20 protein-coding genes are annotated in these 24,918 nt (G+C 67.6%); 13 read left to right on the top strand and 7 right to left on the bottom strand.

The genetic code is table 11. The features are described from left to right. The first annotated feature begins 7 nt into the window (after positions 1 to 7). Positions 8 to 439, top strand: coding sequence for a hypothetical protein (locus tag AC1PZ7_RS06090; protein ID WP_482358602.1), 432 nt, complete (start codon positions 8 to 10; stop codon positions 437 to 439). After that, positions 432 to 1,664, top strand: coding sequence for an HlyD family secretion protein (locus tag AC1PZ7_RS06085; RefSeq protein WP_482358601.1), 1,233 nt, complete (start codon positions 432 to 434; stop codon positions 1,662 to 1,664). Before AC1PZ7_RS06090 ends, AC1PZ7_RS06085 begins: the two co-directional genes overlap by 8 nt. A 72-nt stretch (positions 1,665 to 1,736) precedes the next feature. Here AC1PZ7_RS06085 and fabI read toward each other — a convergent pair whose 3' ends face one another. From fabI to AC1PZ7_RS06070, 3 genes are all read right to left on the bottom strand, one after another. After that, on the bottom strand, positions 1,737 to 2,522 hold the full coding sequence (gene fabI / locus AC1PZ7_RS06080) for an enoyl-ACP reductase FabI (RefSeq protein ID WP_482358600.1): 786 nt from the start codon (positions 2,520 to 2,522) through the stop codon (positions 1,737 to 1,739). A gap of 95 nt (positions 2,523 to 2,617) precedes the next feature. Beyond that, positions 2,618 to 4,825 carry a DUF3141 domain-containing protein gene (locus AC1PZ7_RS06075; RefSeq protein ID WP_482358599.1) on the bottom strand — a complete coding sequence of 736 codons (2,208 nt, stop codon included), beginning with the start codon at positions 4,823 to 4,825 and terminating at the stop codon, positions 2,618 to 2,620. Between the two features lie 121 nt (positions 4,826 to 4,946). Beyond that, on the bottom strand, positions 4,947 to 5,726 hold the full coding sequence (locus AC1PZ7_RS06070; protein WP_482358598.1) for a DeoR/GlpR family DNA-binding transcription regulator: 780 nt from the start codon (positions 5,724 to 5,726) through the stop codon (positions 4,947 to 4,949). Between the two features lie 554 nt (positions 5,727 to 6,280). Between AC1PZ7_RS06070 and AC1PZ7_RS06065 the strand changes: the two genes are divergently transcribed. From AC1PZ7_RS06065 to AC1PZ7_RS06035, 7 genes are all read left to right on the top strand, one after another. Further along, positions 6,281 to 6,829 (top strand): TRAP transporter small permease subunit, encoded by a 549-nt coding sequence (locus AC1PZ7_RS06065; RefSeq protein ID WP_482358597.1) that lies wholly within the window; start codon positions 6,281 to 6,283, stop codon positions 6,827 to 6,829. Then, positions 6,829 to 8,166 (top strand): TRAP transporter large permease, encoded by a 1,338-nt coding sequence (locus tag AC1PZ7_RS06060; RefSeq protein ID WP_482358596.1) that lies wholly within the window; start codon positions 6,829 to 6,831, stop codon positions 8,164 to 8,166. The genes AC1PZ7_RS06065 and AC1PZ7_RS06060 overlap by 1 nt, the downstream gene beginning before the upstream one ends. 48 nt (positions 8,167 to 8,214) lie before the next feature. Beyond that, positions 8,215 to 9,327: a type 2 periplasmic-binding domain-containing protein gene (locus AC1PZ7_RS06055; protein ID WP_482358595.1), complete on the top strand. Its 1,113-nt coding sequence runs from the start codon at positions 8,215 to 8,217 to the stop codon at positions 9,325 to 9,327. A 134-nt stretch (positions 9,328 to 9,461) separates the two neighbouring features. Further along, entirely contained in the window at positions 9,462 to 10,871 is a 1,410-nt protein-coding gene (locus AC1PZ7_RS06050) for an FAD-dependent oxidoreductase (RefSeq protein WP_482358594.1), read from the top strand. Then, positions 10,868 to 12,124, top strand: a complete 1,257-nt coding sequence (locus tag AC1PZ7_RS06045) for an NAD(P)/FAD-dependent oxidoreductase (RefSeq protein WP_482358593.1) — start codon at positions 10,868 to 10,870, stop codon at positions 12,122 to 12,124. Before AC1PZ7_RS06050 ends, AC1PZ7_RS06045 begins: the two co-directional genes overlap by 4 nt. Further along, a complete protein-coding gene (locus tag AC1PZ7_RS06040) occupies positions 12,124 to 13,518 on the top strand; it encodes an FGGY family carbohydrate kinase (RefSeq protein ID WP_482358592.1) in 1,395 nt (464 codons plus the stop codon). The genes AC1PZ7_RS06045 and AC1PZ7_RS06040 overlap by 1 nt, the downstream gene beginning before the upstream one ends. 60 nt (positions 13,519 to 13,578) lie before the next feature. Then, entirely contained in the window at positions 13,579 to 15,405 is a 1,827-nt protein-coding gene (locus tag AC1PZ7_RS06035; RefSeq protein WP_482358591.1) for a methanol/ethanol family PQQ-dependent dehydrogenase, read from the top strand. 41 nt (positions 15,406 to 15,446) lie between these two features. Here the strand turns inward: AC1PZ7_RS06035 and phnF are convergent, their stop codons facing one another. Together phnF and AC1PZ7_RS06025 are read right to left on the bottom strand one after the other, a co-directional pair. Next, a complete protein-coding gene (phnF, locus tag AC1PZ7_RS06030) occupies positions 15,447 to 16,223 on the bottom strand; it encodes a phosphonate metabolism transcriptional regulator PhnF (protein WP_482358590.1) in 777 nt (258 codons plus the stop codon). A 4-nt stretch (positions 16,224 to 16,227) separates the two neighbouring features. Then, positions 16,228 to 17,367 (bottom strand): alpha-D-ribose 1-methylphosphonate 5-triphosphate diphosphatase, encoded by a 1,140-nt coding sequence (locus tag AC1PZ7_RS06025; RefSeq protein WP_482358589.1) that lies wholly within the window; start codon positions 17,365 to 17,367, stop codon positions 16,228 to 16,230. A gap of 134 nt (positions 17,368 to 17,501) precedes the next feature. On the opposite strand from AC1PZ7_RS06025, the gene AC1PZ7_RS06020 reads away from it, so the two are divergent. The 3 genes from AC1PZ7_RS06020 (at position 17,502) to phnE (ending at position 20,135) form a co-directional block, all read left to right on the top strand. Next, positions 17,502 to 18,359, top strand: a complete 858-nt coding sequence (locus AC1PZ7_RS06020; protein ID WP_482358588.1) for a PhnD/SsuA/transferrin family substrate-binding protein — start codon at positions 17,502 to 17,504, stop codon at positions 18,357 to 18,359. 110 nt (positions 18,360 to 18,469) lie between these two features. Then, positions 18,470 to 19,324: a phosphonate ABC transporter ATP-binding protein gene (locus AC1PZ7_RS06015; RefSeq protein WP_482358587.1), complete on the top strand. Its 855-nt coding sequence runs from the start codon at positions 18,470 to 18,472 to the stop codon at positions 19,322 to 19,324. Next, positions 19,317 to 20,135 carry a phosphonate ABC transporter, permease protein PhnE gene (gene phnE / locus AC1PZ7_RS06010; RefSeq protein ID WP_482358586.1) on the top strand — a complete coding sequence of 273 codons (819 nt, stop codon included), beginning with the start codon at positions 19,317 to 19,319 and terminating at the stop codon, positions 20,133 to 20,135. The genes AC1PZ7_RS06015 and phnE overlap by 8 nt, the downstream gene beginning before the upstream one ends. 37 nt (positions 20,136 to 20,172) lie before the next feature. Here phnE and AC1PZ7_RS06005 read toward each other — a convergent pair whose 3' ends face one another. After that, positions 20,173 to 22,119: a TIGR02594 family protein gene (locus AC1PZ7_RS06005; RefSeq protein WP_482358585.1), complete on the bottom strand. Its 1,947-nt coding sequence runs from the start codon at positions 22,117 to 22,119 to the stop codon at positions 20,173 to 20,175. Between the two features lie 24 nt (positions 22,120 to 22,143). Beyond that, a complete protein-coding gene (locus AC1PZ7_RS06000; protein ID WP_482358584.1) occupies positions 22,144 to 23,448 on the bottom strand; it encodes a hypothetical protein in 1,305 nt (434 codons plus the stop codon). A 588-nt stretch (positions 23,449 to 24,036) separates the two neighbouring features. On the opposite strand from AC1PZ7_RS06000, the gene AC1PZ7_RS05995 reads away from it, so the two are divergent. Beyond that, entirely contained in the window at positions 24,037 to 24,852 is an 816-nt protein-coding gene (locus AC1PZ7_RS05995) for an FkbM family methyltransferase (protein ID WP_482358583.1), read from the top strand. Positions 24,853 to 24,918: the final 66 nt, after the last annotated feature.

The raw sequence follows: 24,918 nt of genomic DNA, 5'->3' as shown, positions 1-24,918 counted from the left end.
AGTGGGCATGACCCCGCCGCTTCACCCCCTCGCCTCCGAGCATCTGCCGTTCTTCATCACGGCGCCAGGCGCGACCGACGGCCTGATGATCGTCGCGGCGGTCACGCTGGTGGCTTCCGTGCTGCTCGCGGGCGTGCTGTTCCTGCACCTGCATTCGCTGCCCGAGCGCATGGCCCATCGCGGCCAGAAGCTGCAGTTCGAGATCGTGGCGGTGCTCTGCCTGCTCGCCCTGTTCACCCATGCCCACCTGCTCTGGGTGGCGGCGCTGCTGCTGGCCTTCATCGACATTCCGGACTTCGGAACGCCGCTGAACCGCATCGCCCGCGCGGCGGAAGTGGTTGCCGGCCTTCCGCCGCCCGAACCCAAACCGCGCGACGGCGACGGGAATCACGGCACGGCCCATGGCGCCGCGACGCCGGAGGGTCGCGCGCATGCTTGAGCTCATGCTGTGTTCGATGCTCACGATCCTCCCGGATTACCTGTACCGCCGCTATGGGCAAGGCAAGCGGTTCGGCCGCGAGATCACGCTCTACTCCGTATGGTTTGAACTGCGTTGGGGCATCACCACCTGCCTGATGCTCACCATCACGCTGATCACCATCATTTTCTACAACCACCCCTCCACCAGCAACGTCACCGCCTATTTCCGCACCGTGCCCATCGTCCCGGAGACGATCGGGCGTGTCGCGGAGATCTATGTCGGCGCCAGTGACCATGTCGAACAGGGCAAGCCGATCCTCCGGCTCGACGATGCCGCGCAGGAGGCGGCGGTCGAGACCGCACGCCGGCGCATCACCGAGACCGACGCGGCGATGACCGTCGCCCGCACCGACGTCGCGGCCGCCGACGCTCAGATCACCCAGGCGGAGAAGGCGCTCCAGCAGGCGCGCGACGAACTCGACACCAAGTCCGAGCTCAACACCCGCAATGCCGACGTCGTCTCGCGGCGCGAACTGGAGCGGCTGCAGGTCGTGGTCGACGGCCGCCAAGGTGCCGTCGACGCCGCCATCGCGGCGAAGGAAGGCGCCCTCATCCGCCTCGAAACCCTGCTCCCGGCGCAGAAGGCCAGCGTCGAGGCCACCCTTGCCGAGGCCGAGGTCGCGCTCGCCAAGACCGTGCTTCGCGCCGGCGTCACCGGCCGCGTCGAACAGTTCGCGCTCAGGGTCGGCGATGTCGTCAACCCGATGATGCGCTCCGCCGGCGTGCTGATCCCGGACGGGGCCGGGCGCGAGCGGCTGATCGCCGGCTTCGGCCAGATCGAGGCGCAGGTGATGCGGGTCGGCATGGTGGCGGAAGCCACCTGCCTGTCCAAGCCCTTCGTCATCATCCCGATGGTCGTCGCCAGCGTGCAGGACTTCATCGCCGCCGGCCAGTTCCGCGGCGGCGAGCAGTTGCTCGACGCCCAGCAGGTCAATGTTCCAGGAACCATCACCGTCTCCCTCGAACCGCTCTATGAGGGCGGTCTCGACGGCATACCGCCGGGATCGAGCTGCGTCGCCAACGCCTATTCGAGCAATCACGAGCTCCTCGCCTCGGGCGAGGTCGGCACGCTGCGGGGGCTCTATCTCCACGTCGTCGATACGGTGGCGCTGGTCCATGCGCTGCTGCTGCGCATCCAGGCACTTATCCTGCCGATCCAGACCCTGGTCTTCGGCGGTCACTGAGGCTGCCGAAGACGCCGCCGAGAATAGCGGCCGGGCCGCGCTCGCGGCGCGACCCGGCCGCTTCGCGCGGGCTCAATCCATGATGTGGTAGCCGCCGTCGATATAGAGCACCTGGCCGGTCATCAGCCGGGCGGCGTCATGGGCGAGGAAGGCGGTGGCGACGCCGACATCGTCGATCGTCACCAATTCGCGCGCCGGCGCCTTGCGCTTGGCCTTGTCGAGCAGCGCGTCGAACTCCGGGATGCCGGAGGCGGCGCGGGTCGCCAGCGGACCGGGCGAGATGGCATGGACGCGGATGCCCTTGGGCCCGAGCTCGGCCGCCATGTAGCGCACCGCGCTCTCCAGCGCCGCCTTGGCCACGCCCATGATGTTGTAGTTCTCGATGACCTTTTCCGAGCCGTAATAGGTCATGGTGAACAGGCTGCCGCCGTTCTTCATCAGCGGCTCGGCCAGATGCGCCATGCGGATGAAGGACCAGCAGGAGACCTCCATGGTCTTCAGGAAGCCGTCGAGCGGGGCGTCGGTGACGCGCCCGGCCAGCGTGTCGCGCGGCGCGAAGGCGATGGAGTGAACCACGAAGTCAAGTTCGCCCCAGGTCTCGCCAATGGCCGCGAAGACCGCCTCCATCTGCCCCGGCACGGTGGCGTCGAGCGGCAGGAAGAGCGGCGCCTCCAACTCGCGCGCCAGCGGCTCCACATGCGGCTTCGCCTTGTCGTTCAGATAGGTGACGGCGACCTCCGCCCCGAAGGCGCGGAAGGCACGCGCGCAGCCCCAGGCGATCGACTGGTCGTTGGCGATGCCGACGACCAGTCCCTTCTTGCCCTCGAACAGCTTCAGCCTGGCGGCAGGAATGGACATCACGACCTCCGGGTCCCGTCTGGAGCCTTTCCGATCCGGTGGCACACCTGATCGGAAAGGATCGATATTCGATAATCTGAGCGGCGGACCGCGGTTCAGGAGCGGCGGCGCGCCGCGCCCTTCGGACCGGCAGCCGCCGGCGCCGGCGCGGCTTCCTGCGACGGCTTCGGCGCGCTCCCCGAAAGACCGAACAGGGCGCGCACCTCCTCCAGCCGCTCGGCCGGCACGCCCGTCAACGGCCCGCGCGCGGCCAGCACGTCGCACAGAATGGCGAAGGCCTGCTCCCGCTCCTCCAACTCGGCCGGCAGCAGTCCGGGAATGGCGGCGAGCGCCGCCTCGCGGTCGATCAGCAGCATGAAATACTGCTCGCGCACCATCTGCTTGAATTCCTCGAGCGTGCGCTGGCGGGCGCGCGCATGCTGCTCGCGCAGCCGGCGTATGGTCGAGAAGCCGCGCTCGTCGGCACTGCCCCGCGCCAGGCCGACATAGATCAGCGCCCGGGCCAGCGCCTCCAGCAGGCCGCCCTGCCCGATCGCCTCGCGCAGTTCGCCAATGCGGCGCCGGATCAGCTCGCCATGCAGCGCGTTCTTTGCCGCGCTGCGCGGGCGACGCTCCACCACCGGATCGATGCCCACCGCCGCCTGCAGCAGCGGCGAGCCGTAGACGGCACGGAAGGCGACTTCCGACTGGTGCTCCACCGCCTTGCGCCAGGCCTCGAGGCTGTCGACGATCTGATGCGAGACCTGCTCCTGCGCCTTGAGGAAGGGGTTGTCCGGCGCAACCGGCGCACGCTCGCCGCGCACCTTGTCGGCGGCCTCGTCGAGCCAGGCGAGGAACGGATTGCGCGAACCGAACATCTCGTATTGCAGCCGGAGCGGATGCATCCTGCGGAAGGTCTCGGCCATTGCCGGATTGACGGCGGCGCGCACGAAAGGCTGCACCAGCGCCTGGTAGAGCGAGAGATTGATCTCCGACACCCGCGCGGCCGCCGCGAACTGGCGCTCGTCTGCGAGGTCGTTGCCGCCGAGCGCGCGAATATCGTCGAGGTCGCGCGCCTCGCAGCGCATCACCCATTGCCCACGCACGAGGTCCGCGCTTGCGGTCGCCTCGCCCTTCGGCTCGAAGGTCGCCTCGTAGAGGCCGGGCGGCAGGATATCGATGAAGTCGATGTTGGAGGCGAACTCCTCATGTTCCTTCCGGGCGACGCCGGAGGACACGAAGATGCCGAGATGGCCGATCTTGTCGTGCACCGTGTAGATGATGGTCTGCCCGTAGGAGCGGATCTCGTCGACGCTGTCATAGAGGTCGAGAATCCAGTCCAGCGCCTGCTGCGGCGGGGTGATGTTGTCGCCCTGCGAACAGAACACGACGATCGGCGAGCGGATGTTGCGCAGGTCGATCGACGTGCCGTCGGAGGTGCGGATGTCGCCGCAGGCCAGATGGTTGCCGACGAACAATTGGTCGACGATGAACTGGATCTCCTCGCCGTTCAGCAGCACATGGCCGCCCCACCACTTCTCGAAGCCGAGATAGCGCTCCACCTCGGTGTCGATCTTCGAATAGAGATTGTACTGCTTGGTCCACAGCGTGTTGGCCGGGTTCTGGTTCTCGAAGTTCTGCACCAGCCAGGCGCCGTCGAACACGCCGGCGCCGAGATCGCTGGTCAGCGCCGTCAGCCAGCTGCCGCCCAGCAGGCCGCCGGAATAGCGCATCGGGTTGCGCCCCTTCACGCCCGCCCAATAGGACAGCGGCGAACCGGCGACGATGATCGGCCCGAACAGTTCCGGCCGCACCGCCGCCAGCATCATCACCGCCCATCCCGCCTGGCAGTTGCCGATCACGCTGGGCTTGCCCTCGGCTTGCGGATGGCGGGCGATGACGGCTTCCAGGAACACCGCCTCGGCGCGGCCAACGTCCTCGATGGTCTGACCCGGCACCGGATCGGGCAGGAAGCCGACGAAATAGCAGGGATGGCCGGCGGAGAGCGCCACGCCGATCTCGCTGTCCGCCTTGAAGCCGCCAATGCCCGGCCCATGCCCCGCGCGCGGGTCGACGACGACGAAGGGACGCTTCTTCTCGTCAAGTTCGACACCTTCCGGCGGCACGATGCGCATCAGCACATAATTCGCCGGATGCGGCAGATCGCGCCCGTCGCACACGACCTCCGCCGCATAATCGAGCACGTTCGGCAGCGGCTCGGCCAGATGCGCCTCATATTGCAGGCCGCGCTTGCGCAGCGTGTCGAGATAGAGCGTCCAGCGCTGGCCGGCATCCGTCGCATAGGCGAGGGCGTCGTCGATCATGTCGGCTCCATCGTCGGTTCGTGCGCGGCATCGGCGATGCTGCACCTGCACAATGGGAGCTTAGTACAATTTTCGTGTGACCTGCGGCATTGACGGCGGTCAACCCGCGCCGGGCGGAGCGTCAATCGGCGTCGGCGACGATCAGCTCGATCCCGGCCGCCGCGATGGCCCGCGCCATCGGCTCGGAGGGGGCCATGTCCGTCACCAGCGTATGTATCCGTGTCAGCGGCGCGACCTCGAACACGGCGCGCCGCTCGAACTTGCTATGGTCGGCCAGAACGATGACGCGGTCGGCCCGCTCGATCATGGCCTTGGCGACCTCGGCCTCCTGCAGGTCGAAGTCCATCACGCAGGTCTGGTCGATGGCGCCGACGGTCAGCACCGCATGGCGCGCGCGGAACTTAGCGATCTGCTCCAGCGCCAGCGGCCCCAGGCTCTCGCCGGCATCGGCGCCATAGGCGCCGCCAAGCAGAAAGACCTTGTGGCCGTGATTGGCGGCCAGCGTCGCCGCGATCCGCGGCGCATTGGTGATGGTGACGAGCGAGGAGCGGCTGGCCAGCGCCTCGGCGAAGGCCACCGTCGTGCTGCCGGTGTCGATGAACAGGGAATCGTCCGGCTGGAAAAGCTCCCGCGCCGCCGCGGCGATCCGCTTCTTGCCTGCCGCATTCTGCGCCATGCGCTGCGCGAAAGGCCACTCCCGCTCCATCTCCGCGCCCTGCGCGACGATCGTCCTGGCGCCGCCATGGTAGCGGCGGACATGGCCACCGGCGTCGAGCCGGGCCAGATCGCGCCGCACCGTTTCGCGCGACACGTCGAGGCGATCGGCGAGCGCCTCGACGGTCAGTTCCCCCGATGCGGCCAGCAGCGCGATGATTTCCTCATGGCGCGAGGAGAGTGACACGCGTTTTCCCCCTATGTGCGCCGCGCCCGGGCCGGCGGCGGTCATCGGCCGTCGGGTGTGACTTCAGAGCGTTCGGAGCCGTTGCCCGCGCAACCGGTTAGGTCAGCCCGACCGGGCGGTCAATCCAGCCCGAATGCCCGACTTGCCCGGCATTCAACGATCAAGACGCCACATAATGCCCGTTCGGTCAAGAAAATCCACGGAATCGCTCCCGATCGGACAGATCAATGGCATTGACGTGACCAAATGGTCATAAAACTGAAAATTCGGGCTTCCCATCTCGAGCGAAAGCGGTACAGTCATTGCAAGTGCAGCAAAAGCAAGCAAGCACAACAATGGTGCAATGCACCGTGCGAGGGGATCGAAGATGACCAGAATCCGCAAGCTGACCACCTAGGTTCCGGCACGGTCGCGGCTCCGCCGCGGCCATCCATCATCGGCACCGGCAGGGCACGGGCACGGCACATGGCTGTCCCGGCCTTTGGGCGGTGTGTTCGTCCCGCGCCGCACAGGCCGCAGGCGTGGGCCAAACCGGGAAGTAACGGAGCGACGGCGTGAACGTGGACAATGCGGTAGAGCGCAGGCAGGCAGGCGCATGGGGGCTAATCGCCCGCTATGTTCGCTTCACGGAGCGTATTTCCGACTATGTCGGCTATCTCGCCGCCTCGCTCATCTTCGTCATGGGCGGAACGCTGATCTTCGACGCGATCACCCGCAACCTCATCAAGATGCCGGTCCACTGGGCGGTGGAACTCACCCAGTTCACCCTCGCGGCCTATTACTTCATGGGCGGGCCGATCACGCTCAAGAACAATGAGCATGTGCGCATGGACCTCTGGTACGCGACGCTGTCCGAGCGCGCCAAGGCCAAGGTCGATCTCGTCACCGTCTGGTGCCTGATCTTCTATCTCGGCGTCCTGCTCACCGGCGGCATCTCCAGCCTGCAATACGCCATCGCCACCAATGAGAAGCGCTTCTCGATCTGGAACCCTTCGGTCATCCCGATCAAGGCGCTCATGGTCGTGTGCATCGTGCTCATGCTGATGCAGGCCTTCGCGCTCGTGTTCAAGCACATCGCCACCCTGCGCGGGGAGAAGCTGTGATGAGCTACGAGGCAATCGCCCTTCTCATGTTCGCGTCGATGGTGCTGCTGCTGGTCTCCGGACAGCGCGTCTTCGCCGCCATCGGCTTCGTCGCCGCCGGCGCCGCGCTGCTGCTGTACGGCCAGGGCGCCGTGGAATTGCCGTTCAACCAGGTGTTCAAGCTGTTCAACTGGTACGCGATGCTGACCCTGCCCATGTTCATCTACATGGGCTACATCCTGTCGGAGTCCGGCATCGCCGAAGATCTCTACAAGATGCTGCATGTCTGGTTCGGGCGCGTGCGCGGCGGCCTCGCCATCGGCACCATCTTCCTGATGGTCATCATCTCCGCCATGAACGGCCTGTCCGTCGCCGGCATGGCGATCGGCGCCACCATCGCGCTGCCGGAGATGCTGCGCCGCGGCTACGACAAGGTGCTGATCTCCGGCGTCATCCAGGGCGGCTCCTCGCTCGGCATCCTCATCCCGCCGTCGGTGGTGATGGTGCTGTACGGCATGATCGCCCGCCAGCCGGTCTCCAAGCTCTGGTTCGCCGGGCTGGTGCCGGGCCTGATCATGGCCGCGCTGTTCGTGCTTTACATCGTCATCCGGGCGCGGATGAACCCCAAGCTCGCGCCGATCGTCGACGAGGCCGAACTGCACATGCCGCTTCGCGAGAAGCTGGCGCTGGCGCGGGCGGGCATCATTCCCTTCGCCATCTTCTTCTTCATGACCGGCCTGTTCGTCTTCGGCTACACGAGCCTGGTCGAAAGCTCGGCGGTCGGCGCCACCGCCGCCACGCTGGCGGCGGCCCTCAAGGGCCGCTTCTCCTGGCGGCTGGTGCGTGAGACGTCGATGAAGACGCTGGCCGTCTCCTGCATGTTCCTGTGGCTGATCCTCGCGGCGCTGGCCTTCGGCGCGGTGTTCGACGGCCTCGGCGCGGTCAAGGCGGTCGAGAACCTGTTCATCCGCCAGTGGGATCTCGACCCCTGGACCATCGTCATCATGATGCAGGTCAGCTTCCTCATCATGGGGATGTTCCTGGATGACACGGCGATGCTGGTCATCGTGGCGCCGCTCTACATCCCGCTGGTGAAGACGCTCGATCTCGGCTTCAACAACCAGCTCATCTGGTTCGGTGTACTGTACACGATTACCTGCCAGATCGCCTACATCACCCCGCCCTTCGGCTACAACCTGTTCCTGATGCGCTCGCTGGCGCCGAAGGAAATCACCCTGGTCGACATCTACAAGTCGATCTGGCCGTTCGCGCTGATCATGGCGATCACCATCGCCCTGGTCATGATCTTCCCGCAGCTCGCGCTCTGGCTTCCCGAGCATATGAGCGTGAAGGGCTGAACGGACTTCCTGCAGTCTCGCCTTCCAAGAAAACCAGAGGAGCAACCGATGACCGACGACACCAAGAAGCCCGTCCCGAAGAAGACGGACGCCGCCGCCGACAGGATCCTTTCCACCCGCCGCAACTTCCTCGGCAAGGCGGCGCTGGGCACCGGCGCCGCGCTGGCCAGCACGACGCTGGCCGCGCCGGCCGTCATCGCCCAGACCGGCCCGATCAAGTGGCGCCTGCAGACCTATTCCGGCGCCCCGCTCGGCGCCCACGTCATCAAGCCGCAGATCGACGCCTTCAACGCGGCGGCCAATGGCGAGATGGTGATCGAGCTCTATTATGCCGACCAGCTGGTGCCGACCTCGGACCTGTTCCGCGCCCTGCAGTCCGGCACGCTTGACGCGGTGCAGTCCGACGAGGCGACCATGGCCTCGCCGGTCGACATCGCCGTGTTCGGCGGCTACTTCCCCTTCGCCACCCGCTACAGCCTCGATGTGCCGGCGCTGTTCCGCTATTACGGCCTGAAGGAAATCTGGGAAGAAGCCTACGCCGACGTGCCCAACGTCACCTGGCTGTCCACCGGCGCCTGGGACCCGCTGCACATCTTCACCGTCAACAAGCCGATCAAGAGCCTTGCCGACATGGCCGGCCTGCGCGTGTTCGGCGTGCCGACCGCCGGCAAGTTCCTGTCGAAATACGGCCTCGTGCCGGTGACGATCCCGTGGGACAACGTGGAAGTCGCCATGCAGACCGGCGAGCTCGACGGCGTCGCCTGGTGCGGCTTCACCGAGGCCTATGAGGTGGGCTGGGCCGATGTGTGCAACTACGCGCTGACCAACTCGGTCACCGGCGCCTGGTTCGGCAGCTATTTCGCCAACTCGCCGAGCTGGGCCAAGGTGCCGCCGCACCTCAAGGAACTGTTCCTGATGAGCATCGACCAGTCGCATTATTACCGCGACGTCTGGTACTGGGGCGGCGAGGCCAAGCTGCGCGTGGAAGGCCAGAAGATGGAGCTCACCTCGCTGCCGCCGGCCGAATGGGCGCAGGTGGTGGCCGACTCCAAGGGCTTCTGGGACGAGGTCGCCGCCTCCAGCCCGCGCGCGGGCCGGGTCGTCGCCGCCTTCAAGAAGTATGACGAGACGATGCAGAAGGCCGGCTACCCCTATCGCTGATCGTTTCCTCCGCCCTGCCGATCCCGCCGCCTCGCGGCGGCGGGATCGTTGACCGTCCGGCGATCGCCGCGGCCGGAATGATGTGACGCGACCGCCCCTGCCGGCCGCGCGTTGACGACATGGAAAGGAGCATCATGCTCCACACACCCACCCCACCCTTCGATGAGACTTTCGACGTCGCCGTCATCGGTGCCGGCGTCGTCGGCTGCGCGGTCGTGCGCCGCTTCGCGCTGGCCGGCGCCAAGGCCGTGCTGGTGGAGAAGGGCAGCGACATCCTCTCCGGCGCCTCAAAGGCCAACAGCGCCATCCTGCACACCGGCTTCGACGCCCCGCCGGGCAGCCTGGAACTGGAGCTGGTGAAGGCCGGACGGGCGGAATATCTCGCCATCCGTGAGAGCCTCGGCCTGTCGCTGGTGACCACCGGCGCGCTGGTCTGCGCCTGGAACGCGCCGGAGGCCGACAAGCTCGACGCCATCGCCGCGCAGGGACGCGACAACGGCATCGCCCAATTGCGGCTGCTGTCCGGGGCCGAGGCCCGCGCCACCATGCCGGACCTGTCGGATCGGCTGGTCGCCGCCATCGAGGTCGAGGGCGAGCACATCATCGACCCCTGGTCGGCGCCGCTGGCCTATCTCACCCAGGCCGTGGCGCTCGGCGCCAGGCTGCTGCGCAATGCCGAGCTGATCGAGGGCCGCTTCGACGGCGACTGGACGCTGGCCACCACTGCCGGCACGGTGAAGGCCCGCGCGGTCGTCAATACCGCCGGCCTCTATGGCGACATCGTCGACCGCCGGCTCGGCTTCGCCCCGGAATTCGAGATCCGTCCCCGCAAGGGCCAGTTCGTCGTGCTCGACAAGGCGGCCTGCCGCCATGTGCCGCGCATCGTCCTGCCGGTGCCGACCGAGATCACCAAGGGCGTCGTCGTCTGCCCCACCGCCTTCGGCAATGTGCTCGTCGGCCCCACGGCGGAGGAACAGGACGATCGCGTGCGCGCCACGGTGGAGAAGGAGGCGCTGGAGATGCTGCTGGCGCGCGGCGCCGAGATCGTCCCGGCGCTGGCGAACATGCCGGTGACGGCGGTCTATGCCGGCCTTCGTCCGGCCACTCAATCCAAGGCCTACCGTGTCTTCTGCCGGCCGGAGCAGCGCGCCGTGACGCTCGGCGGCATCCGCTCGACGGGATTGAGCGCGGCGCTCGGGCTGGCGCAGCATGCGCTGAAGCTACACGAGAGCTTCGGCCTTCCCGCCCCCGCGCCGGTCGCCGCCCCCCGCGTCAGCCTCCCCAATCTGACGGAGTGCCGCGAGCGCGACTGGCAGCGCCCCGACCATGGCGAGATCGTCTGCCATTGTGAGCTGGTGACGCGGCGCGAGATCGAGGCCACCTTCGACAGCGCCGTGCCGCCCGGCGATTTCGGCGGCCTGCGGCGCCGCACCCGCGCCGGCATGGGGCGCTGCCAGGGCTTCTACTGCAACGCCCGCCTTGCCGAGATGACCGAGGGCCGGCTCGCCACCCCGCTCGCCGTCGGGGAGCGCGAGCCCTCATGAACGCGGCCAAGAATGTCATCATGGCGGATGTCGTCGTCATCGGCGGTGGCCCCGCGGGGGTCGCGGCGGCGGTGGAGCTGCGGACGCGCGGCGTGGAGCGCGTCGTGCTGCTCGACCGCGAACCGCATCTCGGCGGCGCCACCCGCCATTGCAGCCATTCGCCCTTCGGCATGCGCGAATTCGGCCGCGTCTATTTCGGCGCGGCCTATGGACGACGGCTGGAAGCGGAGGCCGCCCGCGCCGGAGTGGATGTACGCACCGGCCATACCGTGGTCGGGTTCGACGGTGCCGGCCGCCTCGACATCACCTCCCCTCGCGGCATCGAGACGCTGTCCGCCCGCCGGATCATGATCGCCACCGGCGCGCGCGAGGCACCGCGCTCCGCCCGGCTGATCTCCGGCGACCGCCCGATCGGCGTCGTCACCACCGGGACGCTGCAATCCTATGTCGCCTTCCACGGCCTGATGCCGTTCCGCCGGCCGCTGATCGTCGGCTCGGAACTGGTCAGCCTGTCGGCGGTCCTCACCTGCCTGACCCACGGCGCGCGGCCCGTGGCCATGATCGAGCCCGAGCCGCAGCCCCGCACTCCGGCGCCGCTCACCTGGTTTCCCGCGCTCACCGGCGTTCCGCTTCAGTGCGGCACCGAACTCGTGGACATCCATGGCACGGCGCGGGTGGAGGACGTCACCCTGCGCCAGCCGGACGGCACCTTGCACCGGCTCGCCTGCGACGGCGTGCTGCTGACCGGCCGCTTCACCCCGGAATCGGCGCTGTTCCGGCAGTCGGAGATCGGCGTCGATCCCGGCAGCGCCGGCCCCGCCATCGACCAGTTCGGGCGCACCGCCGATCCGCGGGTGTTCGCCAGCGGCAATGTGCTGCGCGCGGTCGAGACCGGCGGCTGGGCGTTTCGCGAGGGCCGCGCCGTCGGCCGGGCCATCGCCGAGGATCTGGCGCGCGAGGATCTGGCGCGCGAGGCGGAGGCCGGCGCGCCACTGACGGTCGGCTTCGACGCGCCGGTCAAGCTGGTGGTGCCGAGCCTGCTGCGCCGCCCGGCCGGCACGACGCCGGCCTTGCGCGACTTCCAGCTCCGCGTCACCCGGCGGGCGCGCGGACGGCTCTGGCTGGAGATCGACGGGCGCGAGGTCTGGGCGGCGGAGAAGACATGGATGCCGGAGCGGCGCATCCTCGTGCCGATCCCCCCCGCCGCCTTGCAGGCGCGGTCGGTCGCCTTCCGCTTCGAGGAGACGGCTTGATGCGCGTCGCCGCCATCGATCAGGGAACGACCTCGACGCGCTGCCTCGTGGTCGAGAGCGGCGGGCAGGCCCGGCTGGCCGGCAGCCTCGGCCATGCGCAGCATTTTCCCGCGCCGGGCTGGGTGGAGCAGGACCCGGAAGAGCTGCTGCGCAACATCCGCGCGGCGCTCGCGGCGGCGGGGCCGATCGACGCCATCGCCATCGCCAATCAGGGCGAGAGCTGCCTCGCCTGGGACGCGGTGACGGGCGAGGCGCTCTCGCCGGTCGTCGTCTGGCAGGACGCGCGCACGGCCGAGGCGCTCGCCGCGCTCGGCCCCGCCGCGCAGGTGCGCTCCAAGGCCCTCAGCGGGCTGCCGCTCGATCCCTATTTCTCCGCCAGCAAGCTCGCCTGGCTGCTGGCCAACCTGCCTTCTGTCGCGGCGGCGCAGGCCGCGGGGCGGCTGCGCCTCGGCACCACCGACGCCTTCTTCCTCGACCGGCTGTGCGGCACCTTCGCCACCGACATCGCCACCGCCTCGCGCACCGGCCTGCTCGATCTCGACAGCGGCGCGTGGAGCGACGAGCTGTGCGCGCTGCACGGCGTTCCCCGCGCCTGCCTGCCCGCCATCGCTTCCGTCGATGCCGGCTTCGGCGCCATCGACGGCGTGCCGGTCAGGGTCTCCATCGTCGACCAGCAGGCGGCGCTCTTCGGTCATGGCTGCCGCCGGCCGGGCGATGCCAAGATCACCTTCGGCACCGGCGCCTTCCTGCTCGCCGTCACCGGCGCCGGGCGCCCGACGCAATCCGGCCTGCTGCCGACCGTCGCCTGGCGTCGCGGGGAAGACGCGACGGTCTTCGCCGTCGAGGGCGGCGTCTACGACGCCGGCGCCGCGCTCGAATGGCTGCGCCGGATCGGTCTCTACGCCGACACGCAGGAGCTCGACGGCTTCGAGGGACCCTCGGCGCTCAGCCGCGGCCTCGTCTTCGTGCCGGCGCTGTCGGGCCTCGCCGCGCCCTATTGGGACCGGCGGGCAGCGCCGCTGTTCATCGGCATGGACGCGGCGACCGGCCGGCGCGACATGGTCCGCGCCGCGCTGGAGGGCATCGCCCTGCTGACCGTCGGGCTGATCGACGCGGCCGAGGCCAGCGTCGGGCCGATCCGCGAGATCTCCATCGATGGCGGCCTGTCGCAGAGCGCCTACTTCGCCCGTTTCCTCGCCGCCGCCGCCATCCGCCCCGTCCGCGTCCCCGCCATGCACGAGATGACCTCGCTCGGCCTCGCCGAACTGTGTGGGGCCGACATCGGCGCGGCACGCGCCGCCGCCCGGCGCTTCGAGCCGGACGGCACGGTGACGCACGACGACCGCCAGCGCTTCGCGGCCGCCGTCGACAAGAGCCGCGGCTGGCGGGGCTGAGCGTTCCGCCGGCCGGTTGCGCTCTCGCCCGTTGCCCATGCTATCCAGTCGGCGATGCAGATGAGGGCGATCGTGACAGCAAGATCTCTCGCCGTGGCGCTCGCCGCCACACTGGGCTTTGCGGCGGCCGGCGCGCAGGCGAATGACGACGTGCTGAAGCGGCTCGGCGACCCGGCCGGGCAGGTGATCCAGACGCTGGATTACGCCAATACGCGTTATTCCCGCCTCGACCGGATAAACATAAACAACGTCAGTGGATTGCAGGTGGCCTGGACGTTCTCCACCGGCGTTCTGCGGGGGCATGAGGGTAGCCCGCTCGTCGTCGACGGGGTGATGTATGTCCACACGCCGTTCCCCAACATCGTCTACGCGCTCGACCTCGACCATGACGGCCGCATCCTGTGGAAATACGAGCCCCGGCAGAGTGCGGACACCGCTGCCGTCATGTGCTGCGACCTCGTCTATCGCGGCCTCGCCTATGCGCAGGGCATGGTGTTCCTGGCCCAGGCCGACACCACCGTCGTCGCGCTCGATGCCAGGACCGGCGCGGTGCGCTGGACGGCCGTGAACGGCGACCCGAGGAAGGGCGAGACCAACACCGCCTCCGTGATGCCGGTGAAGGACAAGCTGATCGTCGGCATCGCCGGCGCCGAGTTCGGCGCGCGCGGGCACATCAGCGCCTACAATATCGCGGACGGCACGCTGGCCTGGCGCGCCTACTCGACCGGGCCGGACGGGGAAATGCTCCTCGACCCGGAAAAGACCACCGCGCTGGGCAAGCCGGTCGGCAAGGATTCCTCGCTGCGAAGCTGGGAAGGCGACCAGTGGAAGATCGGCGGCGGCGCGCCCTGGGGCTGGTTCGCCTACGACCCGGCGCTGAACCTCATCTATTACGGCAGCGCCAATCCCGGCACCTGGAACCCCAGCCAGCGCCCGGGCGACAACAAATGGTCGGACACCATCTTCGCCCGCGACGCCGACACCGGCGTGGCGCGCTGGGTCTACCAGATGACGCCGCACGACCAGTGGGACTATGACGGCGTCAACGAGATGATCCTGACCGATCAGGTGGTGGATGGACGCACCCGCCCTCTGCTCACCCATTTCGACCGCAACGGCTTCGCCTACACGCTCGACCGTGCGAGCGGCGAACTGCTGGTCGCCGAAAAATTCGACCCGGCGGTGAACTGGGCCAGCGGCATCGACGTGGACCGGACCAGTCCGACCTATGGCCGACCGCTCCTCGATCCGACATACGGCACGGAGGCGGAGGGCGAGGACGTCACCTATACCGGTATCTGCCCGGCGGCGATCGGCGCGAAGAACCAGCAGCCGGCGGCCTACTCGCCGCAGACGCAGCTCTTCTACGTGCCGACCAGCTCCATGTGCATGGACTATGAGCCGTTCCACATCGACTACGCGGTCGGCCAGCCCTATGTCGGCGCGACGCTGAACATGTATCCGGCCTCCGGCGGCGAGGGGCGGACCGGCCGCTTCATCGCCTGGGACAATGTGAAGGGGCGGGTCGTGTGGAGCGTTCCCGAACGCTTCTCGGTGTGGTCCGGCGCGCTCGCCACCGCCGGCGGCGTGGTGTTCTACGGCACGCTGGAAGGCTATCTGAAGGCGGTCGATGCGCGCACGGGCAAGGAGCTCTACCGCTTCAAGACGCCGTCCGGCATCGTCGGCAATGTGATGACCTATGCGCATCGCGGCCGGCAATATGTCGCCGTGCTGTCGGGCATCGGCGGCTGGGCCGGCATCGGCCTCGCCGCCGGCCTTGCCGACCCCAATGCCGGCTCGGGGGCGAAGGACGCCTATGCGGCGCTCTCCAGCTATACCGCGCTGGGCGGCCAGCTCACCGTCTTCGCGCTGCCCGACGGCCCCTAGAGCCCACCCGTTGGCGGCGTCCGCGCGGCGGCAACGCCGCCTCAGAAGACGAAGTCGACCGAGGTCAGCAGCCAGCTGCCGCGCGCCCATTCGATCCGGTTGCCCGCCGCATCCTCGTTGATCGAACTCGTGCGGAAGACCGGCGTACCCGGCGTGAGTTCCAGCAGGGTCGCCTCGTCGAGCGTGGCGAAGCCACCGCTGATGCGCGTCTCGACGCGCCGGTAGCGCTGGATCCCATGCGCGACGAAGACGTCCGTGACCGACTGCCGCCGCGCATAGACCACGGCGAAGTCCGGCAGCAGGGCGGCGGGGAAGACCTTGGTACTGATGTAGATCGGCTGTCCGTCGGCGCTCCGCACCCGGCGCAGCCGGATCACCGGCGCGCCCAGGGGCAGGCGGAGGTGCTCGGCATCGGCCGCGTCGGCGAACTCCTCCTCGAGGATCAGACTGCGGGTGGTGACCGTCTTGCCGTCCGCCCGCAGGCTCTCGGAAAAGCGGCTGCCGTCGCGCACCACCAGCGCCGAAGGCAGGCTGCGCACGAAGACGCCGACCCCCTTGCGTGAGGTGAGATGGCCTTCCTGCTGCAGTTGCTGCAGCGCCCGGCGCAGGGTGACACGGGTGACGCCGAGCTTCTCCGCCAGATGCACCTCGCCCGGCAACTGACTGCCGGGCAGAAGGCAGCCGCTGTCGATCAGCGAAAGCACATAATCATAGATCTGCTGCCAGATCGGGCTGTCGCTGCGCGGGCGGAAGACCAGCCCGTCGAAGCCGGAGACGCCGCCCTGCTGGTGGGGTTGAGACCGGATGCTCCTGTTCACGCGCTCACTCCGCCGCGCTCGCCAGTGCCGGCGCCGGAGAGGTTCCGATCGCCCGGCGGGCATGGACGATGCGCCCCGCAACCATGGTCGCGACGACCTGCGGATGCGCCATGTCCGACGCATCGACAAGGATGAGGTCGGCGCGATTGCCGGCGCGCAGGCTGCCCCTGTCGGCGAGCCGGGCGACACGGGCGGGATTGTGCGAGACGAGCGGCCAGTAGCGCGCCAGTGCCGCCAGATCGCCCGCCGCCAGCGTGAACGCGGCATAGAGCGGGGACGGGTAGTGATAGTCGCTCGTCAGCACCGTGCAGCGTCCCTCGCGGATCGCCTGGGTGGCGTCGAGCGCGCCGTTATGGCTGCCGCCGCGCACCACGTTGGGCGCGCCGAGAATGACGTCCTCGCCGGCGGCGCGGGCGGCCTGCGCGGTTTCCTGGGTGAGCGGGAACTCCGAGGAGACGGCGCCGAGCGCGCGGAAGCGAACGCGCTCCTCGGGCGAGGCCTCGTCATGGGCGAGCAGCACATTGCCGCTGGCGCGCGCCGCCGCCGCGAGCGCGGCAATGGCGGCCGGCACGTCCTCGCGCCGCGCCCAGACGCGGTCGAGCAGCGCCATGTAGTCCTCGCGGCCGAGGCCCGAGCGCTCCGCCATCTGGCCGATCTTGCGGGCGATGGTGCCCTTCAGCACCGAGCCGGTGGTGTGGTCGTTGAAGGCGAGGACCGGCGGCGGCGAGAGGGCGAGCCATTGCGCCACCTCCGCCATGGCGTCGAGCGCGAAGGTCTCCCAGCGCAGATGCAGGCGGGTGTCGCAGCTCAGCTCGTCGCGCAGATCGAGGAAGCTCCGCACGAAGGCGCGCGCCGCCTCCACCGAGCGCAGGCCCGGCTCCCAGGAGATGGTGACGCCGTGAAAGGCGGTGGTGATGCCGTTGGCGACGAGCTGCCGATCGGTGTCGCGCAGCGCCAGCTTCATGTCGAAGCGCACGCCCGGGCGCGGCATGATCTGCCGCTCGAAAGCATCGCCGTGGATATCGACGATGCCCGGCAGCACCAGCAGGCCGCCGGCGTCGAGGCGCGGCGCATTGCCGGTCTCCGGCGCCAGCATCGCGCCGTTCACCCCGAGGGGACGCTCGCTCCATTCGCCGTCAACCAACGCCAGTCCATTTTCTATTAGCCAACTCATAATCCGCCTCGGCACCTGTTACGCGGCTGTCACGTACGCGTCATACGCTGTCTATACAGATAACCCCGCAACGCAGTTCCTGTCTATACAGCAAGGGCCACAAAATGTTTCGCAGCCTCGTTTCCGCCCTCGCCATCACCCTGGCGACGGCCTTCGCGGCCACGGCCGAGCCGGTGCGCTTCGCCGTGACCGACATTGAGGGCCTGGAGGCCCTGCAGCAGGAGTTCGGCGGCTTCCAGAAGGAGCTGGAGAAGGTGACCGGCCTCGACATCGAGCTCATCCCGGTCAGCTCCCGCACCGCCGCCGTCGAGGCGATGAATTCCGGCCATGTCGAGCTGGTGCTCACCGGCCCGGCCGAATATGTCGTGATGAAGGAGCTGAGCCAGCCGCGCATCGTCGTGGCCTGGCAGCGCCCCGACTATTTCGCGCAGATCGCGGTGCTGGCCAACGGACCGATCCGCTCCATCGACGATCTCAAGGGCAAGAAGGTGTCGTTCGGCTCGGTCGGCTCGACCTCGCAGCATCTCGGGCCGGCCCAGGTGCTCGCCGATTTCGGCATCATGTACGGCAAGGATTATGAGGGCGTGATCATCTCCCGCAATGTGGCGGCGGAAGCCCTCATCCGCGGCGACATCGCCGCCATCGGCCTGAATTACGGCCACCTCAACTCGATCCGCAAGGCGTTCCCCAACGCCGCCTTCGCCGTCGTCGCCCGTGGCCGCGACCTGCCCAACGACATCCTCGTCGCCCGCAAGGACATTCCCGAGGAGATCTTCGTGAAGGTGCGCGACGCCTTCCTCAAGCACGGCAACGAGCTGATGGGCGCGGTGCTGCAGGGCGACGACAACCAGAAGTTCAAGGGCGGCATCTTCATCACCGACGTGAAGGACAGCGACTACGACTATGTCCGCTCGATGTACCGCACCATCGGCATCGAGAGCTTCACCTCCTTCGTCGAGTGATCGCTTCCCAAGGCGCCGGACCGGTCCACGGACCGGTCCGGCGTTTCGGCTTTTTGCACGACCGCGATTAGGCGGCTCGACGACAATTTTCCCGACCGATGGAGGCCGCCATGGAGCACGTTCCCGTGCAGACGCTCGCCGGGCCAGGCCCTGCCAGCGCCGGCCCCGACAGTCCGCAGATCGGCCCGCTGGTGAGAGCGCCGACGCCGGCGCCCACCCCGCTGATCATCCGCACGCGCGGCCTCGCCAAGACCTATCCGAACGGACAGGCGGTGTTCGCCGGCGTCGAGCTCGACATTCGCGCCGACCAGCGCGTCGCGCTGATCGGTTCCAACGGCGCCGGCAAGTCGACGCTGCTCAAATGCCTCATCGGCCTTCTGCCCTCGAGCGGCGGCGAGATCACCACGCTGGGCGAGCGCTTCATGGCGGCGCCCACCACCGCGCAGCTGACGCGCCTGCGCCGACAGATCGGCTTCGTGTTCCAGAATCACGGGCTGGTTGGGCGTCAGTCGGTGCTCACCAACGTCATCCAGGGCAAGCTCGGCCTGAAGGGCAGCTGGCGCGCCTGGCACCATGCCCTCGCCCGCCGCGAATGGCGCGAGGAGGCGATGCAGGCGCTCGCCGAGGTGCGTCTTGCCGACCGGGCGAGCGCCCGCGCCGACCAGCTCTCCGGCGGCCAGGCCCAGCGCGTCGCCATCGCCCGCGCGCTGATCCGCCGGCCCAAGCTCCTCATCGCCGACGAGCCGGCCGCGAGCCTCGATCCGGCGGTCGGGCGCGACATCATGCGCATCTTCTCCGAGCTCGCCGGCGAGCACGGCATCACCCTCGTCTACACCACCCACGACATGCAGCACGCGCTCGACTATTCCGACCGCATCGTCGCCCTGAAGGACGGCAAGGTGCATTTCGACCGGCCCACCGCGCGGGTCTCCCGGCGCGACATGGATGGCGTGTTTCATGGCTAGCACCACCGCGCGCACCACCGCGCCCGCGCTTCCCCCGTCGCGGCTCCCGTCGATCTCGCCGCTGTCCTTCACCATGCTCGTCGTGGTCGGCGCGCTGTTCCTCGTCTCGATGGGCCAGGTCGCGCCCTCGCCGGAAAAGCTCGCAGCCGGCCTGCCGCGCATGGCCGAGCTGGTGGGGCGCATGCTGCCGCCCAACACCGATCCCGGCTTTCTCCAGCGCATGGGCTGGCGCATCCTGGAGACGCTGCAGATCGCGCTGGTCGGCACGGTATTCGGCGTCGTCTTCAGCCTGCCGATGGGCTGGCTGGCGGCGCGCGGCATCTCCCCGCTCGGCGCGCTGCGCCATTTTCCGCGCGCGCTGGTCTCGCTGTTCCGCACCGTGCCCGATCTCGTCTGGGCGCTGCTCTTCGTCTCCACCCTCGGTCTCGGCGCCGTCGCCGGCACCATGACCATCGTCGTCGACACGATCGGCTTCTGCGGCCGCTTCTTCGCCGAGGCGATGGAGGAGGCCGACAAGAAGCCGCAGGAGGCGCTGCACGCCATCGGCGCCAACCGGGTCACGGTGCTGTGCGGCGCCATCCTGCCCGACGTCATGCCGACGCTGATCAACTCCTCGCTCTTCGCGCTGGAAAAGGCGGTGCGCTCCTCCGTCGTGCTCGGCCTCGTCGGCGCCGGCGGCATCGGTCAGGAGCTGAAGGTGGCGTTCGACCTGTTCCAGTACCGCAACGCCTCCGCCATCATCCTCGCCATCTTCATCATCGTGCTGGCGATGGAATTCATGACCGACCGGCTGCGCGCCAGGTTCCAGTGAACGGCCGCCGGTGCGCGCCGTTCGTCGGCGCCCGGGCCTAGCCTGCGACGGACCGGAGAACCTTGATGAAGTCGGTTGCGGAAGCGAGCGATTTGTTGAGGCCGTCGCCGGCATAGTAGCTCTGCCCCTTGCGGACGAGACGCGTTCCGCGATTCACGTCCTTCGGCACGGGGAGAGATGCCCACTCCTTGGCGAGACCGACCCCGAAATCCTCGACGGACAGCAATCCGGCGAGGAACCTGCCGAGTCCCTGGCCCTTCATCAGGGCAATGGCGAGACCGTCCTGAACCTGCTCGTCCAGCAGCGTGCCGTTCGAGACGACCCCGGCGTCGCGCAGGCCGCCCAGTGTCTTGCGCAGAAACTGGTACTTGCCGACGGCCGACGATTTCGCCCCCCGGCGGATGACGAAGTCCCGCTGCCAGTCCAGCACCTCGCGCACGGTCATGGCGGTGAAGGCGGGGGCGTTCATATTGGCCGGCCGGCCGAAATGGGCATTGTAGTTGCCGTTGCTCTCCAGCTTTCCGATAAAGTCGAGCAGCCCGGCGAGCCGGCCCCCGGCCATTTCGCCAAGAGCGACGTCGGCCCGGTCGGCATGTTCCCGCTCGCCGGGGCTGAACCAGCGCAGGGCGACGATCTTCGAGCGGGCGAATTTGCCCAGGGTGACCTTGTCGCTCTGGTTGCCGCCGAGGACGTGCACGGTGTTCTGGTCGAGATATTCGCGAAAGAAGCCGACATGGCCGGAACTGCCGGAGCCGCGATCCGGCGCGAGCACGACGACCGCCCCATAGGGCGGATCGGGCTCGCCGAGTGCGATGGCGACGTTGCCCCACTGCGCCCAGTTGGCGGCTCCCGCAGGGTTCTTGACGAGGGTCCCGGCCCCGTCGGCGCCACTTTGCGCCAGGCAGAAGCCGACGAAGGCGCCGCACCATGGCTCCACGGTGGTCGTCGGAAAATGGATCGCGTGAAAATAGTCGAGCACGCGCTGCCGGCCGGAGGGGGTCGTCTCGTCCTTGTGCGTGGCCTCCCATGCCTCTTTCTCGGCGTCGGCGACCGGCATCCAGGACGCCGGCCCATCGAGCTTGGGCAGGTCTTCCGGTATGTGCTGGCGGATCAGGTCGAGGGCCTTCCTCAGTCGCTCGGTCAGCAGAGCCTCCGCCTTCAGCAGGAGCCCGTCCACGGTCTCGATGCCGCCGCCCGCGCCTTGCAGGATGGCCGAGCGGAAGGATTTGAGCGTGGCGACATCGCTTGGCGCGAAACGAGGGGGCAGGACGGAATCCACCGTGCGCCCGCCATGATTGTCGAGCTTCGCAAGGCGGATGGCGATGGCCGCGTCGGCGCCGAGCATGAAGGCGAGAAGCACGTCGACATAGCTTGGGACATAGGGACCGGCCGGACCGGAGGTCTGCAGATCGCCCTTGCTCCTGTCGTGGCCGATGACACCCTGACTGATGGCCTTCATCGCCCGAAGGGCGAGGAACGCAGCCCCGGCGATCTGGTCGAGACCATCCTCGTGATCGGGCAGCGCGTAGTCCGCCCCCAGGGGCGAGGCGAGGAAATCCTCCCAGTCCGCCACGGCGATGCGGAATGGCCCGACGCCGCCGGTCAGCGGGTGCGTCCCGGCCGTGTTGCTGATGCCCGATTCAATGTCGGCAAGGGCGATGAGGAAATCGGCGACGACGAAGAAGCCACTGGTGTTGATCCGGGGATCGGCCAGCAGGCGTTCGGCGTCGATGCAGGCCTTGAGAAAGGCGAACATGCTGAAATCGGTCCGCTGCGGCGCCTCGATCGGCTTCAGCAGGGCGCCAAGCCTGACCCAGCCCCGCCGGTCGGGAACGGCTCCCACGATCAGGAGCTCGACGAAGGCACCGTCGGCGCTCGTGTCGAGATGGCGTCCAATCTGCGCGGCGCTCATCTCGCCGACGATGGCGCCGTCCATACGCGGCGCATCCCGCATGTTCAGCGTATCGAGTGCCATGTAGAACATCGCGTGTCTCCGGCCAGTGGAGCCTCATTGCTGCGCGGGTGTCATTTTTCGGTAGAGGTCCGGGGTGATCTGATCGGCGAACATGCCGTCCGGCCCATTGTCGAGGGTGGGCGGAGGACCAAGCCGCCACTCGGCAACGGCGCGTCGCAGCGTCGCGATGTCGATGGTGTTGTCGCTGGTGTTGTCGCTGGTGTGTTCGCGGAGCTTCTTCAGGATCTGCGATCGTGTCACGTCGTCGGTGAACAGATGGCTTTCGAGGTAATTCCTCGCGCCTGGCGCACATTTCGCCTTGCGAAGATCGTTGATGTTGGGCTGCTTCAGCGCGACGGCATTGGCACGCCAGTCCGCATCGCGAGGGTTCTGCTTCGAGACGGACAGATAGATTTTCAGGCCGAACTCGGTTTGCGCATCGAAACGTCCGTCGCTGCGGGGCGTCAGACAGAGACCGCTCTGGATCGCCTGCGCCGTCGGAACATCGATCTTTATGGACGAGATCCTGTCCCAGCCAGCGGCGGGAACGGACGCCGGCCGAACGGATCGCGTCGTCACCGGGGCCCCGGCTCTCAGGACGCCCATGCCGCGGATCGGCACCTCGGCGGGCGACTGGATGATGGTTTCGCCTCGACCGGGCACCTGACGGCGCGAGCCCAGGATGGAGAGGTCGTTGACCTGCGTCTCGATGGCGAAGGGCAGGCAGATGCGCAGATAGGACCGGAGCGCATATTCGGCCGCCGGCCTATTGGCATAGGTCAGGTCCAGCGTCTCGCGGCGGAAGCGGAAGCGCCCCTCGATGACGATCGAATTGACGGTCGAGGAGTCGACCAACAGCAAGAGCCGGGAGTGGTAGTTCTCGACCGAGCTGGACAGCAGGCCGAAAGCGAGGCCGACGATCGAAATGGCCGCGACGGAGGCGGGGTTGGCGAGACCGATGATGCTCGTCGTCGCCGTCTGCATATCGTTGATCTGGGCAAGCATCGGCGCGCGCGAGCGCCGCTTGTCGTCGAGCCATTCGAGATAGGCGTCGCACCGTCGGTCGATGTCGTTCATGCCCTGCAGCACGATCAGCGTCCAGGCGTCGCTTCCCGGCGGCGGCGGGCACGCTGCTGCGGAGGCATAGGACAGCAGGCCCGACTGCTCGCACAGGGACACGAAATAATCGTCGAGCAACTGCGTTGACGCCTGGATGTCCGACGGCGCGAGCGAGGCGCCGATGCCGTTGCGCAGATAATTCCGTTCGGTGGGGGTACACGCCACCACCGCGAACAGCGCGCTCAGGAACAGGCACCGGGCGAGGGCACTGCTGAGACCTGGCACGTCGCCCCCCCGCAACCAACGATTGTTTTACAGTAATACGCTCGACCACAATTGATATCGAGCGCCCGCGCCCGACAGCCCCGACATCCGTTCAATTCGCCGGATCACGGCATGACAGTCTGGCTTTATTTTTGTCACTACCGGCAGAACATGGCATCTCGCATTTAGCATTTACATTATGTATCGCAGATACATATGAAAACAACGATACATAATGCGCCGACATGCGCCACGAACGGTGTCGTTGCCAAAACAGCAGCACCGCTTAATCTTTTAATTCGATTTCCAGCGACATTGATTGTGATGTCCATTCGCCGCAATAGTCAACCATAAGTTGCTTTTTGCATATGCAACCCGGATTGCGCTGCGGCTTGCAGGCCGGCATCCGCCCGGGCGCCCGCCGCCGCTTCCTCGACCGTTCACGACGACCGGCGGTTCGCAGGTCATCCGTCGGCCGCGATACGGATCGCCGCCGCCCCCGGACCGCGAATGCCGGCCTCGACCGGCAAGCCGCCGCCCGGCGCATGCGGCGTTTCTTTCCGAACATTGCTCCGGAGACGGCAGGAAGGATACCGTGTAGAGAGCCGGCGCAGGGAGAACATCATGGGTGTCTTGGCGAGAGCGGCCGGGGTAGCTCGATCCGAAGGTTATGCGGGTGTTCTTTTGCGCCTGAAAAGGCGATGGAATCGTATGCTCGTCAGGATCGAGAATTATCGACTGGAACACGTGCGGGGCAGCTCGTTCAGGCGATCCGTGTATGGAATTTTATTGACTGAAAATAAAAACGACAGAACCTTTCAGTTTTATGTCAACGGTGCATATGGATTTTTCTTGTTTGATTTGCTGTCGAAGCACGGCGCTCCGTTCTATTTTATCGACATAGGCGCAAACCAGGGATTGTATTCGATCATCGCGGCAAGGAATCCGAACTGCATCCGGGCGTTTGCATTCGAGCCGGTGCCGACCACGGCCGATTTTCTTGACAGCAACATCAAGCTCAATTCGGCGAGCGACAAGGTGGAAGTCCATCGCGTCGCCATTTCGGCGGATGTCGGACCGGTAACGATCCAAATTCCGGAGCAGCACTCGGGCGCCGCGACCTTGCGGGCGAACGACGGCGAGGATGCGGATCGGCGCGCATTGCAGATAATGTCGACAGACGTATCCGGGCTCGATGCTCTGGACTGCCGGGACGGCGTGCCGATACTGGTGAAGATCGACGTTGAGGGCCATGAACTCGTCGTCTTGTCCGAACTCGTGAAGTCGAAACGGATCGAGAATGTCGAGCAGATATTCTACGAGTGTGGCGAGGACTGGATAGATCCCGAGGCCCTGGAAGCCCTCCTGCGGGACGTCGGCTTCCGGCGGTTCGATCGGATTGGGACCGGCCGTCACTACGATGTGCTGGCCGCCCGGTAGAGCACCGGCGCCCGTTTCAAGAAGAAGGGCGCCCCGCCATTCGCGGGACGCCCAGTTCAGGCTTCG

This window comes from Ancylobacter sp. TW_SC_1 (assembly GCF_056836805.1).
The sequence above is the reverse complement of the archived record's forward strand: the minus strand, read 5'-3'. Positions and strand labels throughout refer to the sequence as shown.

What these genes read in the sequence shown, in the direction of transcription:
- AC1PZ7_RS06060 (WP_482358596.1), top strand. Translation starts at nt 6,829, where the DNA reads ATGAGCTACGAGGCAATCGCCCTTCTCATGTTCGCGTCGATGGTGCTG.
- phnE (WP_482358586.1), top strand. Translation starts at nt 19,317, where the DNA reads ATGGCTAGCACCACCGCGCGCACCACCGCGCCCGCGCTTCCCCCGTCG.
- AC1PZ7_RS06045 (WP_482358593.1), top strand. Translation starts at nt 10,868, where the DNA reads ATGAACGCGGCCAAGAATGTCATCATGGCGGATGTCGTCGTCATCGGC.
- AC1PZ7_RS06075 (WP_482358599.1), bottom strand. Translation starts at nt 4,825, where the DNA reads ATGATCGACGACGCCCTCGCCTATGCGACGGATGCCGGCCAGCGCTGG.
- AC1PZ7_RS06085 (WP_482358601.1), top strand. Translation starts at nt 432, where the DNA reads ATGCTTGAGCTCATGCTGTGTTCGATGCTCACGATCCTCCCGGATTAC.
- AC1PZ7_RS06050 (WP_482358594.1), top strand. Translation starts at nt 9,462, where the DNA reads ATGCTCCACACACCCACCCCACCCTTCGATGAGACTTTCGACGTCGCC.
- AC1PZ7_RS06040 (WP_482358592.1), top strand. Translation starts at nt 12,124, where the DNA reads ATGCGCGTCGCCGCCATCGATCAGGGAACGACCTCGACGCGCTGCCTC.
- AC1PZ7_RS05995 (WP_482358583.1), top strand. Translation starts at nt 24,037, where the DNA reads ATGGGTGTCTTGGCGAGAGCGGCCGGGGTAGCTCGATCCGAAGGTTAT.
- AC1PZ7_RS06005 (WP_482358585.1), bottom strand. Translation starts at nt 22,119, where the DNA reads ATGTTCTACATGGCACTCGATACGCTGAACATGCGGGATGCGCCGCGT.
- AC1PZ7_RS06020 (WP_482358588.1), top strand. Translation starts at nt 17,502, where the DNA reads ATGTTTCGCAGCCTCGTTTCCGCCCTCGCCATCACCCTGGCGACGGCC.
- AC1PZ7_RS06015 (WP_482358587.1), top strand. Translation starts at nt 18,470, where the DNA reads ATGGAGCACGTTCCCGTGCAGACGCTCGCCGGGCCAGGCCCTGCCAGC.
- fabI (WP_482358600.1), bottom strand. Translation starts at nt 2,522, where the DNA reads ATGTCCATTCCTGCCGCCAGGCTGAAGCTGTTCGAGGGCAAGAAGGGA.
- AC1PZ7_RS06090 (WP_482358602.1), top strand. Translation starts at nt 8, where the DNA reads ATGACCCCGCCGCTTCACCCCCTCGCCTCCGAGCATCTGCCGTTCTTC.
- AC1PZ7_RS06055 (WP_482358595.1), top strand. Translation starts at nt 8,215, where the DNA reads ATGACCGACGACACCAAGAAGCCCGTCCCGAAGAAGACGGACGCCGCC.
- AC1PZ7_RS06035 (WP_482358591.1), top strand. Translation starts at nt 13,579, where the DNA reads ATGAGGGCGATCGTGACAGCAAGATCTCTCGCCGTGGCGCTCGCCGCC.